A 14,376-nucleotide genomic window follows, 5' to 3' on the forward strand; every position below is an offset into this window, starting at 1 on the left:
TGCGGTCGTGGCGTCCGAGGAGCGGTCCCGCCGCCACCGTCCTCGGGTCAGGCGCGCGACCCCAGGGACTGGAGGAAGAGCGCCTGGGCGAGGGTAGCGCGCTCGAGGTCGCCGACGTCGACGGACTCGTCGGCGGAGTGGATCCGGGCGCCGTCGTCGCAGGCGCCCCAGAGGACGATCTCGGCGTCCGGGAAGGCATGGGCGAGGGTGACGCAGAGCGGGATCGCGCCGCCGGAGCCGACCTTGACCGCATCCTTGCCGTAGGCCTCCGCCATCGCCCGGGCGGCGACGGCCGCCGCGGGCCCGCCGCCGGCGAGGACCGCGCCGGCGGCCGCCTCCCGGCGGGTGCAGGTGAGCCGCGCGCCCCAGGGGACGTGGGCCTCGAGGTGCGCGATGATCGCGTCCTGGGCCGCCGCCGGGTCCTGGTCGGGGGCGAGGCGGGCGCTGAGACGGGCCGTCGCGACGGGGACGAGCGCGTTCGCGGCGCCGTCGATGGCGGGGACGTCGAGCCCGATCGCGGTGATCGACGGGCGCATGTAGAGCTGCTCGGCGAGGGCGGGGGTGCCGACGAGCTCGACGCCGCCGGCGACGCCGGCGGACCGGCGCAGCTCCGCGGGGTCGACGGGGCGGCCGTCCCACGCCTGGCGCACGAGGCCCTCGACGGCGACGTCGCCCGCCTCGTCGTGGAGCGTCGCGAGCAGCCGCGAGAGCGTGATGAGCGCGTCGGGCACCGGGCCGCCGAAGAGCCCGCTGTGCACCGGGCCGCCGGCGAGCGTGCGGACCTCGGCGTCGACGACGCAGAGCCCGCGGAGGGTCGTCGTCAGCGTCGGCTCGCCGACCTTCCAGTTGCCGCTGTCGGCGACGACGATGACGTCCGCGGCGAAGCGCCCGGGGTCGGCCTGCACGGCGGCCTCGAAGGTGCCGCGCCCGGTCTCCTCCTCGCCCTCGACGATGACCTTGATCGTCACCGGGGGCGCCTGACCGCCGGCGAGGAGCGCGCGCAGCGTCCCGGCGTGGAGGACGACGCCGCACTTGTCGTCGGCGGCGCCGCGGCCGTAGAGGCGTCCGTCGCGCTCCGTGAGCTCGTAGGGGTCGCTCGTCCAGGCGGCCCGGTCACCCTCGGGCTGCACGTCGTAGTGGGCGTAGAGCAGGACGGTCGGCGCGCCCGCGGGGCCCGGCAGCTCGCCGAAGACGGCGGACGGCGCCCCGGGGATCTCGATGAGCTCGGCGGTGCTCAGGCCGGCGTCGCGGAGGATCTCGAGCGTCGCCTGCGCGGCGTCGGTGACCGGCCCCTCGGGAAAGCCCGGGAAGGCGATCGACGGGATGGCGACGAGCCGCGCGAGGTCCTCGCGCAGGCCGGGCAGAAGCTCCCGCACGGTGGCGGGCAGGTCGGTCGGGGGCATGGGGTCAGGCCTCCAGGTCGGGGGGCGGCGGGGGTGGGGCCCCGGGCTCGGGCCGGGGGGACGGCGGGACCGGCTCGCGCAGCTCGGTGAGGGCCTCGACCTCCGCGTCGGCCGCGCCCGCCTCGCGGAGCACCTCGATGAGCTCGGACCGCAGCCCGGTCGCCTGCCCGGTCTCGTAGTCGTACCCGACCATGGCGCCCCAGCCCTCGGCGAGGAGCCGGCCGTCCCGCTCGGCGACCATCCGGAACGCCATCCGGAAGGAGGAGCGCCGCAGGGCGAACGGGCGGATCCAGGTGCGGATGGCCTCGTCGTGGAAGGCGGGCGCCCGGTAGTTGATGTGGGCCTCGGCGAAGATGAGCCCGAAGTCGTTCGTCGCGCTCGAGCCGTAGGCGGGCAGCAGCGACTCCACGTAGGCGATCCGCGCGCTCTCGAAGAACTGCAGGAAGACGACGTTGTTGAGGTGCCGGTTCGCGTCGAGGTCGCCGTAGCGGACGGTGTCGACGAACGAGTACGGCCAGCCCTCGACGCTCCCGCGCTGCTTCACGCGTCCTCCCCCCAGCGGAAGCCGGTCGGCTGCACGAGCGCCGGCAGCGGGCTCTCCGGCAGGCCGGCCGGGGGCTGCGGGTCGTTGAACCCGCCGGGCGCCACGTCGTTCGGCCCGTCGGGGTGGAAGAGCGAGGCGAGGTACTGGATCTGCCCGCGGCCGCACCCGAGCTCGAACTGGCCGCCGCCGTACATGGCGATCCCGTGGGCGTCGCAGTGGTCGTACACGTCGAGCAGGGGCTTCACGCCGCCGACGCGCGAGGGCTTGACGTTCACCATCTTCGGCGCCGGGTCGAGCGCGAGGATATCGTCGAGTCCGTGGATGATCGCGTCCCAGGTGACGCGGTCCTGGACTGGGGCGATGAGGGCCTGGACGCGCGGGTCGTCGTGCGGATCCTCGAGCCACGCGTCCGGGAAGGCGTCGAGCAGGAGCCGGTACTGCCGGGGGTCCGCGGCGACGTCGACGATCGAGCCGACGTAGCGGCCCTTGAGGTCCAGGGACTCGACGGCCCCCGTGGCGGCGATCGCGTCGATGAGCTCCGGCGTCCAGTCGTTCGTCGGATCGAGCTTGAACTGGAGGCCGGGGTATCGCTCGAGGCGGTCCGTGAGCGGTTCGAGGCTCGGCGGCTCGCCGAGGCGCAGCGACACGACGAAGCGGACCGGCCTCGGCGCGCGCCCGAGCACCTCGTGGAGCGGCACCCCGGCCTGGCGCAGCGCGAGGTCGAGGGCGGCGGACTCGTAGGCCCAGACGCGGTAGAGGACCGACGCGGGCCGCAGCGCGGGCTGCGGCCACAACTCGAGGCCGCGCAGGTGCGCGCAGAAGCTCTCGAGCGTCCACTCGCCGGCGAGCGGCAGGGCCGGCCCGGCCGCCTGCAGCGCGTCCTGGTCCTCGGCGTCGTACGTGACCTCCTCGCCGATGCCGTCGGTGCCGGCGCCCTGCAGGCGGATCACCGTCGAGACCCGGGTGAACCCGGACGACACGTCCTGCTCGAGCCGCTCGAGCGTGTAGCCCTCGATCGTCAGGGGCAGCCCCGCGACACGGGACCAGAGGGAGCCGGAGGGGGTCACGGGACGATCCTACCCCTCGCTCACCCGGCCTCCAGACGGGCGACGAGCTCGTCGAGGCGCAGCTCCTGCAGACCCTGCCCGACCGCGTCGAGCTCGGTGGCGCAGTACTCGACGAGCGTGCGCCCCTCGCGGCAGAGGTCGAGCGTCTCGCGCAGGCCCGCGTCACCGGAATCCAGGCGGCGGATGATCTCCTCCAGGCGGGCGGTCGCGGCCTCGTAGGAGGCGGGGGCCGCGGCCGGCGGCGGGGCGGGGACGGTCGGCGGGGCGGCGGGCTCGTCGGTCATCGGCGGGTTCAGGGCTCCGGGACGGGGTCGACGGTGGCGCCGGCGTAGCCGTCGGCGAAGAAGAGGCGGACGTGGCCGGCGGCGCGGGCGGCGGCGGCGGTCGTGATGACGCCGCCGTCCCCGTCGTCGACGACCGCGTAGCCGCGCTCGACGACGCGGTCGGGGTCGTGGGCGGCGAGCGCGGAGGCGAGCGCGTCGAGGTGCGCGCGGCGCGAGGCGGCCTCCGCGCCGGCGCCGGCGGCCGCCTTGCGGGAGAGGACGAGGCCGGTCCGGGCCACCCGCTCGCGGCGGCCGGCGGCGCCGCGGACGGCGCTCGCCCGGACCTCGCGCAGCAGCTGGTGCAGGCGGCGGCGGTGGCGGGCGATGTGCTCCGCGGGCGCCCGCGCGAGCCGTTCGAGGACGCGGGCGCGCTCGACGACCGCGCGCCGGCCGTGCGTCGACAGGCGGCGGGCGGCGCTGAGCGTCGCGACCCGTGCCTCGCCGCAGTGGACGGGCACCGCGGTCTCGGCGGCGTGCGTCGGCGTCGAGCACGCGACGGCGGCGACGTCGTCGATGAGCGTGTGGTCGGTGTGGTGGCCGACCGAGGAGATGACGGGGACGGGCAGCAGGGCGACCGTCCGGCAGAGCGTCTCGTCGCAGAAGGCCATGAGGTCGGCGAGCGAGCCGCCGCCGCGCGCGACGACGATGATGTCGACGGCGCCGGTGGCGGCGAGGTCGCGCAGCGCCTGGGCGATGCGGGGCGCGGCATGGCGGTCCTGCACGGGCGCGAAGGCCCACACGAGCCGGCCCTCCCACCCGCGGCGGGCCAGGCCGGCGAGGACGTCGTCGCGTGCCTTCCCGCCCTCGCCGGTGACGACGCCGATCGTGCGCGGCAGGCCGGGCCGCGTCAGCCGCTTCTGCGGCTCGAGGAGGCCCTCGGCCGCCAGCTGCCGCCGTAGCCGCTCGACCTGGGCGAGCAGGTCGCCCTCACCGGCGACGCGCAGCGCGGTCACGGCGAACGAGAAGGCGGGCGAGGACTGGCGGGAGCCGGGGTAGTAGTCGGGCCCGCCGGCGGCGACGACCTGCGCGCCGTCCGCGAGGGCACCCCCGGGGATGCCGGCCTTCTCGAAGTCGTTCAGCCACATCGCGCAGGGCAGCGCGCCCTCGCCGTCGCGGAGCTCGAAGTAGACCTTCGCCTTCGACCGGCGCAGGTTGAAGACCTCGCCGACGAGCTGCAGCCGGGCGCGCTTGCGCAGCTCCTCCTGGAGCTTGCGCGCGTAGGCCCCGACGGGGAACGGCCCGGGGAGCGTCGAGCCCGCGATCCCGTCCGGGCGAGCGGGGGCCGCGGCCGTCGCGGCGGGCGCGGGGACAGGCAGGCCGGGGAGGGGGGACGGGTCGGACACCTGACGGCGAGCCTAGCCGCCGGGCGCGACGGCTCCGGCGGCGCGGCGCGGCGTCCCGGTGCCGCGCGGTCCGCCGGCTCGCGGCGCCCGCGTGGTTCAGTGCGCGCCGGTGGCGTGCGCGGCGGCCTCGGCGGCGGCCACGTCGTCGACGGAGGGGAGCGGGCGGATCGCCGGCTCGTGGGCCGTGCCGCGGACCTCGCCCGAGAAGCCGAGGGCGGTGAGCCGCGCGATCTCCTGCTCGCCGAGCAGGCGCGCCGGATGACCGTCGGGCAGGCCACGGATGAGCCGCGCGATCCGGCCGCGGATCTGCAGCGCGAAGTGCGGGGTGGAGGCACCCATCAGCGTGCGGACGTCGTCGACGGTGACGACGTGCCCGGGCTCGCGGCGGACGGGGTTCTCGGCTTCGCTCACGGCGACAAGGTATCGCGTCGCGCCCCGGTCGGGGCGCGGCGTGGCGTCCCGCTCAGCCGGCGTTCTTCGTCGCGATCGGCCGCGTCTCGAGGTTGTCGTCGACCTCGGCCTGCAGCCCCGCGGTGATCGCCTTCGTGTCGCCGACGAGCCACGCGTGGTTGAAGAAGCCGCGCGCGGCGTTCTGGTCGAAGCCGGGCTGGATGTCCTTCAGGTAGCCGCCGACGTCCCGGTCGAGCGTGTCGGGGGCCGAGAGCAGCAGCAGCGGGCCGTACGTCCCGCTCGCCGACAGCGGCGCGACCGCCGGCGCCGTCGCCGGGTCGGCGGTCTGCGGCACCATGACGAGGCCGTGGCCCGGGGTCGTCGCGCCCCACCCGAAGTCCCCGTCGGAGTACGTCGCGAAGCCGATGGCGTTCGTGATCGGGTTCTGGCCGCCGACGCGGATGATCTTGCCGAGCCCCTTGAGCTCCTTCGTCACCTCCGGCGTCACGACGGTGCTCGGGCCGAGGACATAGATCTTCGGCTTGTCGTGGGCCCGGATCGCGGAGATCGTCTCCGGCGGCACGTGGCTCTTGCCCGTGAAGAGGATCGGGTCGCCCGACGTCGCGGCCCAGGCCGCGGCCGGGGCGGCGTACGCCGGGTCCTCCGAGGTCACGACGAGCACGCGCCGCGAGGCCTTGCCGCGTGCGGCGGTGGCGAAGGCGTCGATCGCCTTCGCGATCGCGGCGGGCGAGCCGCCCTTGATGTCGGTCGGCCGGAGCTTCGCCGGGCGGGCGACGGTCCCCACGCGGATGACCTGCGCCCCGGCGGCGGCCTTCGCGCCGGTCGGGGCCAGCGCCGTGAGGGCCTTCCCCGTCGCCGCCGGGATCGACCGGCCGTTGACGAAGAGCGTCGGCGCGTGCAGCGGCGGGGCGTCGAGGACCGACGCGGCGACGGCCGCCTGCCAGTTCGCCGAGTCGACGAGGGTGACCGCGCCGGGGCGCGCGCCGGCGGGGCCGCCCGGGTACACGATCTGCGTCGCCGCGGCCGCGTCGGCGATCGGGTCGGCGCCGGCGATCCGCGTCGTGTTCTTCGTCGCGAGCACGGGGAAGCCGAGGTCCGCGGCCGAGCCGGTGTCGCCCTTGACGCCGATCTTCGGGCGGTCGGGCGTCGCGGTGTCGGACGAGCCGGCGCGGCCGCAGCCGGCGGCGGTGGCGGCGAGCGCGACGGCGAGCGCGACGGCGGCCGCGCGGGCGGAGGGGGAACGGGAGGTACGGGACGACATGGCGGCGCTGACCCTAACGGCAAGCGCGGAGCGGCCGCGACGGTCACGCGATCCCTCCCGGCGGTCGCCCGCGCCACGCTAGGCTCACCGGACACGTTCCTCAAGCCGACCCAGGAGGCCCGATGGCCGGTCAGTCCGGACGCTTCACCACCGTCATCAAGGCGAAGATCAGCAGGATGCTCGACAAGGCCGAGGATCCGGGCGAGACGCTCGATTACGGCTACCAGAAGCAGCTCGAGTCCCTGCAGGGCGTCAAGAAGGGCATCGCCGACGTCGTCACCGCGAAGAAGCGGCTGCAGATGCAGGCGAGCAAGATCGAGCAGTCGGTCGTGAAGCTCGACACGCAGGCCCGCCAGGCGCTCGCCGCCGGCAACGAGGACCTCGCGCGCATGGCGCTCGAGCGCAAGAACGTCGCCCAGACCGAGCTGCAGTCGCTCGACCAGCAGGTCGCGGAGCTCGAGGCGCAGCAGCAGAAGCTCATCGACTCCGAGCAGAAGCTCCGCGCCAAGGTCGAGGCCTTCCGCACGAAGAAGGAGGTCATCAAGGCGCAGTACTCCGCCGCGGAGGCCCAGGTGCGCATCAGCGAGGCGGCCTCCGGGGTCGGCGAGCAGATGGCCGACGTCGGCATGGCGATGCAGCGTGCCGTCGACAAGACCGAGGACATGAAGGCCCGCGCCGACGCGGTCGCCGAGCTCGAGGCCGCCGGTACGTTCGGTGACATCACCGCGATCGGCGACGGTGGGCAGGACGACATCGACCGGCAGCTCGCGGCGCTCTCGTCCGGCTCGATGGTCGACGACGAGCTCGCGAAGATGAAGGCCGAGCTCGGCACCGGCAGCGCCCCGGCGCAGGGCGCGCTCCCGAGCGGTGGCGACGCCGCGACGTCGCCGTCCGCGCCGCAGGAGGGCTCGGCATGATCGTCCGGATCTTCTCGGAGGACCAGTACCGCCTCGACGAGAGCCACCACCACGAGCTGAACACGCTCGACGATGCGGTCGTCGCGGCGGTCGAGGCCGACGACGAGGACCGCTTCCACGAGGCCTACGAGAGCCTCCTGGACTTCATCCGCAAGCACGGGACGGTCCTCGGGGACGACGAGCTCGAGGCGTCCGACTTCATCATGCCTCCGGCCGACCTCTCCCTGGAGGAGGCGCGCGAGGAGTTCACCGGCGAGGGGCTCATCCCCGACCCGCCGGCCGCCACGGCCTGAGCGGGCGACGCGGTCTGGGCGACGACGTCGCTCAGACCGCCTTGCGGCGGCCGCCGAGGCGGGCGAACCGCGCGGCGATGTGATCGATGTTGTCGATCGACTGGCCGAGCTTCTCGACGCTCGTGCCCATGGTGTGGACGCCGTCGTTCATCTCGACGACCGAGTCGCCGATGACGTGCAGGCGGGTGTTCAGGTCGCGGATGCCCTCGAGCTCGCCGATGACCTCGGCGAGGTCCGCGCGCATGCCGCGCATCTCCCGCTCCATGGCGGTGACGCCGTCGGCCATGTCGTCGAGCTTGTCGAGGGTGCGCTGCAGCCGCGTGATCGCGGAGCCCACGGCGGCGACGAGCCGGGCCGGGGCGAGCGCGACGTTCACCGTGGTGGACGCCACCTCGGTGACGAGACCGGCAGCGATGTCGAACGGCGCGGTGACGACATCGCGCACGGTCGGTTGACGCGGTTGAACGCTCATGACCCGACGACAGTCTGGCAGGTCGGACGGCGTGTGCGAACTTGCCGGTCAGCCGACGGGCGCCGCGCCGCCCGGGGCGCCGGACGTGCTAGTGTTCTGATCGGTTAGTTTCGTTGCAGCGGATGGCGATGGATTCGAGGATCTCGTCGCTGCTCTTGGTCCAGGTGAACGGTTTGGGGTCCTCGTTCCAGGTCGCGACCCAGTTGGTGATGTCCATGTTCAGCTTGCGAACTGAGCGATGAGCTGAGCGCTGCAGCAGCTTGCGGGTCAGCTCGGCAAACCAGCGCTCGACGAGGTTGATCCAGCTGCTGCTGGTCGGGGTGAAGTGCAGCACGAACCGGGGGTGCGCTTTGAGCCAGCGCTGGATTGCCGGGGTCTTGTGCGTGCTGCTGTTGTCGAGGACCAGGTGCACGTCCAGGTCGGCCGGGACGGCCTTGTCGATGCGCTGAAGGAACTTCTTGAACTCGACGGCGCGGTGGCGCTGGTGCAGTGCGCTGATGACCTGCCCGCTTCTCACGTCCAGCGCGGCGTAGAGGCTTGAGGTCCCGAAGCGCTTGTAGTCGTGGGTCACGCGCTCAGGGGTCCCGGGGCGCATCGGCAGGATCGGGGCGGTGCGGTCCAGTGCCTGGATCTGGGACTTCTCATCAACGCACAGCACGACAGCTCTTTCGGGCGGGTTGAGGTAGAGGCCGACGACGTCGTGGACCTTGTCGACGAACAACGGATCCTTGGACAGCTTCCACTTCTCCTGGCGGTGCGGCTGCAACCCGTACGCGTGCCAGATCCGCAGGACCGCGTTCTGCGTCAGGCCGGCCTCCTTGGCCATCGACCGCGTCGACCAGTGCGTGGCGTCCTTGGGCGTGGACTCCAAAGTCTTGACCACCACCGCCTCCACATCCTCATCGGTGATCGTCCGCGGGCGCCCCGGACGCGGCTCATCCAGCAGCCCGTCCACGCGCCGCTCGACAAACCTGTTGCGCCACCGCGTGACCGTCGGCCGGCTCACACGCAACCGCTGCGCGATCTCCGTGTTCGTCCGCCCGGCCGCCGCCTCCAACACGATCTGTGAGCGCTGCGCCAACCCCCGGGCGCTCTTGCGGCGCCGCGCGAAGCCCTCCAGAACGGCGCGCTCCTGGTCGGTCAACACGATCTCACGGGCGGCAGCGATAGGCATGAAGTATCCATGCCCCCGCTGCAACAGAACTAATCAATCAGGACACTAGATGGGGGCGCCCCACAGGGGGAACCAGCGCTCGAGCTCGGCCTCGAAGGGCAATTCCCCCGCAAGCTGGGCCTTGAGCTGCAGCTCGCGCTCGTTCGACCGGGCCTGCGCACCCGGCGCGGGCACGAACGGGTACCAGGCGCCGCGCTTGAAGTTGTAGATGAAGTAGATCGGCTTGCCGGCGGCGTCCTCGTAGGCGAAGACCGCGCAGAGCAGCCGGTCGGCGTAGCCGCCGACGCTCAGCGCATCCGTCACGGCGTTGATCGCGACGGCGAGGTCCTCGACGTCCGGGTCGGTGAGCGCGAACCAGCGGTAGCCGAACTCGTCCGCGCTCGACGCCACGGTCGTGCCCGTCTCCTCGCCCGTCGAGCGCACGAGCTCCTCGACGTCCTTCGCGATCTGCTCGAAGTCGCCGGTCGCGAGGGGCTGGAAGACGACCGCGGCCTTGCCGCGCGTCCTGATGTCGAGCCCCGTCTCGAGGGTGATCGTCGCCGTCGTGATCGCGAACAGCCGGTCCGGGGCGACCTTCGAGACCTTGCGCTTGCCGAGCAGCGCGTCGAGGAAGCCCATCGATCAGGCCCAGGCGCCGGTCTTGCCCGACGTCCCCTGGAGCTGGCCCTCGAGGCGCTCGAGCGCGGCGATCCGCTTGTCCATCGGCGGGTGCGTCGCGAAGAGGTTGCCGAGGCCGGCCTTCACCTTCGGCGGGAAGATGAAGAACGCCGCCATCTCGGCGGTCCGGAGGTCCTGCGCCGGGATGCGCTCCATCTGGCCGCTGATCTTCAGCAGCGCGCTGGAGAGCGCCGAGGGGCGGCCGGTGATGACGGCGGCACCGCGGTCGGCCGCGAACTCGCGGTAGCGGCTCAGGGCCCGCATGAGCATGAAGCTCACGACCCACACGACGACCGAGATCGCGATGAGGCCGAAGACGCCGAGGTTGTCGTCGTCATCGTCGCCGCCGCCGGTGAAGTAGAAGCCCCACTGCACGATCATCGAGGCGATCGAGGCGAAGAAGCTCGCGAACGTCACGATCGCGACGTCGCGGTTCGCGATGTGGGTGAGCTCGTGCGCGAGGACGCCCTCGAGCTCGGCGGGGGAGAGGAGGTCCATGATGCCCGTCGTCGCGCAGACGACCGCGTTCTTCTTCGAGATTCCCATGGCGAAGGCGTTCGGCATCTGGTTCTCGGCGATCGCCACGCGCGGCTTGGGCAGATCGGCCTGGATGCAGAGGCGCTCGATCATCGCGTGGAGCTCGGGGGCCTGCTGCGGGGAGACCTCGCGGGCGCCCATGGCGCGCAGCGCGAGCTTCTCGGAGGCGACGACCTGGAAGAAGAAGAGGCCACCGCCGATGATGGCGATGGTGATGCCGCTGGCCCCGGACGCGAACAGGGCGCCGACGAGCACCGCGTAGACGAGGCCGAGCAGGAGCATGGTCGTGAGCATGCGGGCCTGGAGCCCGGTGTCACGACCGAAGGAGGAGGGTGCAGCCATGGCAGGAGCATGACAACACCGCCTCAACGGTTCCTAAGAGGATGCTCATGGCCCGCAACGGATCCTGCAGGCTCCATAACCCTCGAGCAGAACACGAGGGTTCGGGCCGCCGATTGCTACCGTCCGCAGACCTCGTATGCGCCTGCGCCTGCTGCTCACCGGCCTGGTGCTCCCGCTGCTGCTCTGGCTCGCCCTGCCGCTCGTCTCGGCCGGGGCGCCGACGGCACGGAGCGCCGCCAACCTCCAGAAGCGGATCGACGTCACGCGCGGCAAGATCAGCACGCGCAAGACGAAGGAGCGGGTGCTGACGAGCACGATCACCGTCTACACGCGCAGGATCGATCGGCTGCAGTCGAAGCTCTCGACGCTCCAGAGCCGGCAGGACCGCGTCCAGGCGCAGCTCGACGTCAAGCAGCTGCAGCTCTCGCGGACGCAGGCGCAGCTCCGCGAGGAGCGGGCGCGGCTCGTGCGGCTGCGGACCCGCCTGAAGACCGCCCGCACCGTCCTCTCGCGCCGCCTGCGCGAGCTCTACGAAGCCGACAAGCCCGACCTCGTCACCGTCGTCCTGAACTCCCACGGGTTCGCGGACCTGCTCGAGCGCGAGGACTTCGTCCACCGCATCGGCGAGCAGGACCAACGGATCGTCCGCACCGTCAAGCTCGCGAAGGCGGACGCGAAGGCGACCTCGGACCGCCTCGCGAAGCTCGAGGCCGGCCAGCAGCGCATCACCGCCCAGATCGCCGCCCGGCGCGACGAGATCGCGGCGCTGAAGCGCGGGCTCGTCGTCACGCAGGACGGCTACGCGGAGACGAAGAGCGCGAAGCGGGCGACGCTCATGTCGGTCCGCGGCGAGCGCCACCAGCTCGAGGGCGCCCTCAGCCACCTGAAGGCCCAGCAGGCGAAGATCCGCGCCGCTCTGCAGTCCGCCGGCGGGACGCTCCCGGCCGGGGCGATCAAGCGGGGGTCGGGCCAGATGATCTGGCCGGTCGACGGGCCGATCACCTCGCCCTTCTGCGAGAGCCGGGCGTGGGAGTCCTGTCACCCGGGCATCGACATCGGCGTGCCGTCCGGGACCCCGATCCGCGCGGCCGCCGCCGGTCGCGTCGCGCTCATGCAGGGCGTCGGCGCCTCGGGCGGCTACGGCAACTTCACCTGCATCCAGCACACGCGGACGCTGGCCACGTGCTACGCCCATCAGTCGCGCTTCGCGACCTCCATGGGGGCGAGCGTGGCCCAAGGCCAGGTCATCGGCTACTCGGGCTGCACCGGCCGCTGCTTCGGCGACCACCTCCACTTCGAGGTGCGCGTCAACGGGTCGGTCGTCAACCCGATGAACTACCTCTAGGTGCGACGGGTCCGGCGGGGCGGGCAGCGTCCACGGCCGTCGATCCGCGTAGCCTGCGAGGCCGATGCAGCCCGACATCAACCTCCTCGGCATCTCCCTCAAGACGTTCGGGATCCTCTTCGCCCTCGGCTTCCTCGCGTCGGGCAGCCTCATCGGGCGGCGCCTGAAGGAGCAGGGCAAGCCGGTCGACTGGGCGTACGAGATCGTCTTCGCCGCCCTCATCGGCGGCCTCGTCGGATCGCGCCTCTACTACCTCGTCGAGAACTACGACCAGGTGAAGAACGACCTCGTCGGCGGGATCTTCGGCGGGGCCGGGCTCGTCTGGTACGGGGGCGCCATCGGGGGCGCGATCGCGGTCCTGCTCTGGGCCCACCGCCGCGGGATGCTGAACATCTCGCTCCTCGACCTCTGCGCGGCGCCGCTCGCGCTCGGCTACGCGATCGGGCGCATCGGCTGCCAGATCTCCGGCGACGGGGACTACGGCAAGCCGTGGAACGGGCCGTGGGCGATGGCGTACCCGAAGGGCACCGTGCCGACGACGGTGAAGGTCCACCCGACCCCGATCTACGAGACGCTCGCGATGGGCCTCGTCGCCTACGGCCTGTGGGCGCTCCGCGACCGCCTGCGCCCGGGCGCCATCTTCGCGCTCTACCTCGTGGGGGCCGGGATCGAGCGGTTCCTCGTCGAGTTCCTGCGGCGCAACCAGGAGAGCATCGCCGGGCTGACGACGCCGCAGCTCGAGAGCGTCGGGATCGCCCTCATCGGCGGCGCCTGGCTCCTGTGGCTCGCCCGCCGGGCGGGCGGCCTGCGCCCGGTGCCGTCGCCCGTTTGAGCGTTTACGCGCCAACTCACTAAAGGCCGCGGAACGGGCCGCCGATGACTCTCCGGCAGCGCTTCTGCGTGCTCACATGGAACGCCTTCACCTCAACCGCGCCACCGTCGCCGGGGTCGGCACCACCGCCGCCCTGGTCGCGGCTGTCGTCGCCGTGTCCCTCGTCGTCGGCGGCCTCGTCGCGTACACCGCGTCGCCGCGCGGCCCGCTCGTCTCGGGCCAGCCCTCGCTGGCGCTGCCGGGCTCCGGCGGGGCGCTCGCCGCGGTGACGGACGGCGGGCGGCGGCCGCTCGTGGTGCCCCGCAGCGCCGCCACGCCGGCCCGCGCCGCGACCCGGCCGGCGCCCCGGACGGCCGGCGGCGTCGCCGGTGCCGGCGGCACGCGCGCCGCGGCGAAGGTCGCGCCCCCGGTCAAGCCGCGCCGGCGCAAGGTCCCGGCCTTCACGAGCACCGCCACGACCGGGTCGGCTCCGGCGCACGCCACGGTGACCGAGCCGGCGCGCCAGGTCACCTCGAAGCTCTCGGACACGACGAGCACCCTCGGCAGCGGCCTCGGCACGGCCGTCCAGCAGACCACCGGCGGTCTCGACAAGGCGACGGCGCCGCTCCTCCCGTCCCTCAGCCCGGTGCTGCAGGCGGTCGGCGCGGGGGCGGCGAGCCTCATCGCCTCCACGACCGACGCGCTCGCGAACGTCATCCGCCGGCTCGGCGGCGGCTGAGTCAGGCCGCGCCGGCGCGCCGCAGCGCCCGGGCGAGGAAGCGGACGCTCACGCCGAGCAGCTCGCCGTCGTGCTGCACGGACTGGTGGTGCCCGCCGGGCAGCTCGACGTAGCTCGCGTCGGGCGCGAGCGCCGCGAGCTCGCGCGAGTGCTCGACCGGGACCTGGAGGTCACCCGCGGCGTGCATGAGCATGAGCGGAACGCGCAGGGCGCGCACCGCGTCGGTCACCTCGTGGCGGGCGACGAGCGCGTCGAGCGCCGTCCGGTCCGCGGCGAACGCGAAGCGGGCCGGGTCGGCGAGCCCGCGGCGCAGCCCCTCGGCGCTCGGCGGGCAGATCGCGACGACCGCGTCCGCATCGATCCCCGCCCGCCCGGCGCAGACGAGCGCGAGGTAGCCGCCCATGCTCGACCCGCGCAGCGCGAGCGGGCCCCCGTCCGGGCCGAGCGCGCCGCGGGCGAGGTCGGCCATCGCGGCGACGTCGTCGAAGACCCCGTCGCCCAGGACGCCGCCCGTGTCGCCGTGGCCGCGCGCGTCGAAGCACACGGCCACGAGACCGGCGAACGACGCCGCCCGCGCGAAGTCGAACTGGTTCTCCTTCACCGAGTCCGCGCCGTGCAGGACGAGGACGGCGCCGTCCGGAGGGCGGGGCGGGTTGAACCGCGCCCACGCCAGACCGTGGTGCGTGCCGGTCGCGCTGGGTGGCTGGCCGTGGACGACGCGCATGGCGTGGCATGAT

At 73.4% G+C, this 14,376-nt stretch carries 17 protein-coding genes; 5 read left to right on the forward strand and 12 right to left on the reverse strand.

Going from position 1 to position 14,376, the window contains the following annotated elements; genetic code table 11:
- Positions 1-47 precede the first annotated feature (47 nt).
- From NBH00_RS10130 to NBH00_RS10160, 7 genes are all read right to left on the reverse strand, one after another.
- The gene (locus NBH00_RS10130) at positions 48-1,403 is read right to left on the reverse strand and encodes a M20/M25/M40 family metallo-hydrolase (RefSeq protein ID WP_254573217.1); all 1,356 of its coding nucleotides are present in this window, start codon (positions 1,401-1,403) and stop codon (positions 48-50) included.
- A gap of 4 nt (positions 1,404-1,407) precedes the next feature.
- Complete coding sequence (locus NBH00_RS10135) at positions 1,408-1,947, reverse strand: acyl-CoA thioesterase (protein WP_254573218.1); 540 nt, start codon at positions 1,945-1,947, stop codon at positions 1,408-1,410.
- Positions 1,944-3,014: an enolase-like domain-containing protein gene (locus NBH00_RS10140; RefSeq protein WP_254573219.1), complete on the reverse strand. Its 1,071-nt coding sequence runs from the start codon at positions 3,012-3,014 to the stop codon at positions 1,944-1,946. The genes NBH00_RS10135 and NBH00_RS10140 overlap by 4 nt, the downstream gene beginning before the upstream one ends.
- Positions 3,015-3,034: 20 nt before the next feature.
- Positions 3,035-3,298 carry an exodeoxyribonuclease VII small subunit gene (gene xseB, locus NBH00_RS10145; RefSeq protein ID WP_254573220.1) on the reverse strand — a complete coding sequence of 88 codons (264 nt, stop codon included), beginning with the start codon at positions 3,296-3,298 and terminating at the stop codon, positions 3,035-3,037.
- A gap of 8 nt (positions 3,299-3,306) precedes the next feature.
- The gene (xseA, locus tag NBH00_RS10150; protein ID WP_302182726.1) at positions 3,307-4,680 is read right to left on the reverse strand and encodes an exodeoxyribonuclease VII large subunit; all 1,374 of its coding nucleotides are present in this window, start codon (positions 4,678-4,680) and stop codon (positions 3,307-3,309) included.
- 96 nt (positions 4,681-4,776) lie between these two features.
- Positions 4,777-5,091, reverse strand: coding sequence for a hypothetical protein (locus tag NBH00_RS10155; RefSeq protein ID WP_254573221.1), 315 nt, complete (start codon positions 5,089-5,091; stop codon positions 4,777-4,779).
- Between the two features lie 52 nt (positions 5,092-5,143).
- Positions 5,144-6,352 (reverse strand): cell wall-binding repeat-containing protein, encoded by a 1,209-nt coding sequence (locus NBH00_RS10160; protein ID WP_254573222.1) that lies wholly within the window; start codon positions 6,350-6,352, stop codon positions 5,144-5,146.
- 122 nt (positions 6,353-6,474) lie between these two features.
- On the opposite strand from NBH00_RS10160, the gene NBH00_RS10165 reads away from it, so the two are divergent.
- Positions 6,475-7,269 (forward strand): PspA/IM30 family protein, encoded by a 795-nt coding sequence (locus NBH00_RS10165; protein ID WP_254573223.1) that lies wholly within the window; start codon positions 6,475-6,477, stop codon positions 7,267-7,269.
- On the forward strand, positions 7,266-7,562 hold the full coding sequence (gene pspAA / locus NBH00_RS10170) for a PspA-associated protein PspAA (RefSeq protein WP_254573224.1): 297 nt from the start codon (positions 7,266-7,268) through the stop codon (positions 7,560-7,562). The genes NBH00_RS10165 and pspAA overlap by 4 nt, the downstream gene beginning before the upstream one ends.
- A 31-nt stretch (positions 7,563-7,593) precedes the next feature.
- On the opposite strand, the gene NBH00_RS10175 is transcribed toward pspAA, so the two are convergent.
- From NBH00_RS10175 to htpX, 4 genes are all read right to left on the reverse strand, one after another.
- Positions 7,594-8,034, reverse strand: a complete 441-nt coding sequence (locus tag NBH00_RS10175; RefSeq protein ID WP_254573225.1) for a hypothetical protein — start codon at positions 8,032-8,034, stop codon at positions 7,594-7,596.
- Between the two features lie 88 nt (positions 8,035-8,122).
- Complete coding sequence (locus NBH00_RS10180; protein ID WP_254569016.1) at positions 8,123-9,208, reverse strand: IS630 family transposase; 1,086 nt, start codon at positions 9,206-9,208, stop codon at positions 8,123-8,125.
- Positions 9,209-9,253: 45 nt separating this feature from the next.
- Positions 9,254-9,826, reverse strand: coding sequence for a PspA-associated protein PspAB (gene pspAB / locus NBH00_RS10185; RefSeq protein WP_254573226.1), 573 nt, complete (start codon positions 9,824-9,826; stop codon positions 9,254-9,256).
- A 3-nt stretch (positions 9,827-9,829) separates the two neighbouring features.
- Positions 9,830-10,744 (reverse strand): zinc metalloprotease HtpX, encoded by a 915-nt coding sequence (gene htpX, locus NBH00_RS10190; protein ID WP_254573227.1) that lies wholly within the window; start codon positions 10,742-10,744, stop codon positions 9,830-9,832.
- Between the two features lie 136 nt (positions 10,745-10,880).
- On the opposite strand from htpX, the gene NBH00_RS10195 reads away from it, so the two are divergent.
- From NBH00_RS10195 to NBH00_RS10205, 3 genes are all read left to right on the forward strand, one after another.
- A complete protein-coding gene (locus NBH00_RS10195) occupies positions 10,881-12,089 on the forward strand; it encodes a murein hydrolase activator EnvC family protein (RefSeq protein WP_254573228.1) in 1,209 nt (402 codons plus the stop codon).
- Positions 12,090-12,153: 64 nt separating this feature from the next.
- On the forward strand, positions 12,154-12,921 hold the full coding sequence (locus NBH00_RS10200; RefSeq protein WP_254573229.1) for a prolipoprotein diacylglyceryl transferase: 768 nt from the start codon (positions 12,154-12,156) through the stop codon (positions 12,919-12,921).
- Positions 12,922-12,997: 76 nt separating this feature from the next.
- A complete protein-coding gene (locus tag NBH00_RS10205; protein WP_254573230.1) occupies positions 12,998-13,639 on the forward strand; it encodes a hypothetical protein in 642 nt (213 codons plus the stop codon).
- A 1-nt stretch (position 13,640) separates the two neighbouring features.
- Here NBH00_RS10205 and NBH00_RS10210 read toward each other — a convergent pair whose 3' ends face one another.
- Positions 13,641-14,363 (reverse strand): alpha/beta hydrolase, encoded by a 723-nt coding sequence (locus NBH00_RS10210; protein WP_254573231.1) that lies wholly within the window; start codon positions 14,361-14,363, stop codon positions 13,641-13,643.
- Positions 14,364-14,376: the final 13 nt, after the last annotated feature.

Origin of the sequence: Paraconexibacter antarcticus, from assembly GCF_024220175.1 — a bacterium.
In the GTDB taxonomy this organism is placed as follows: domain Bacteria; phylum Actinomycetota; class Thermoleophilia; order Solirubrobacterales; family Solirubrobacteraceae; genus Paraconexibacter; species Paraconexibacter antarcticus.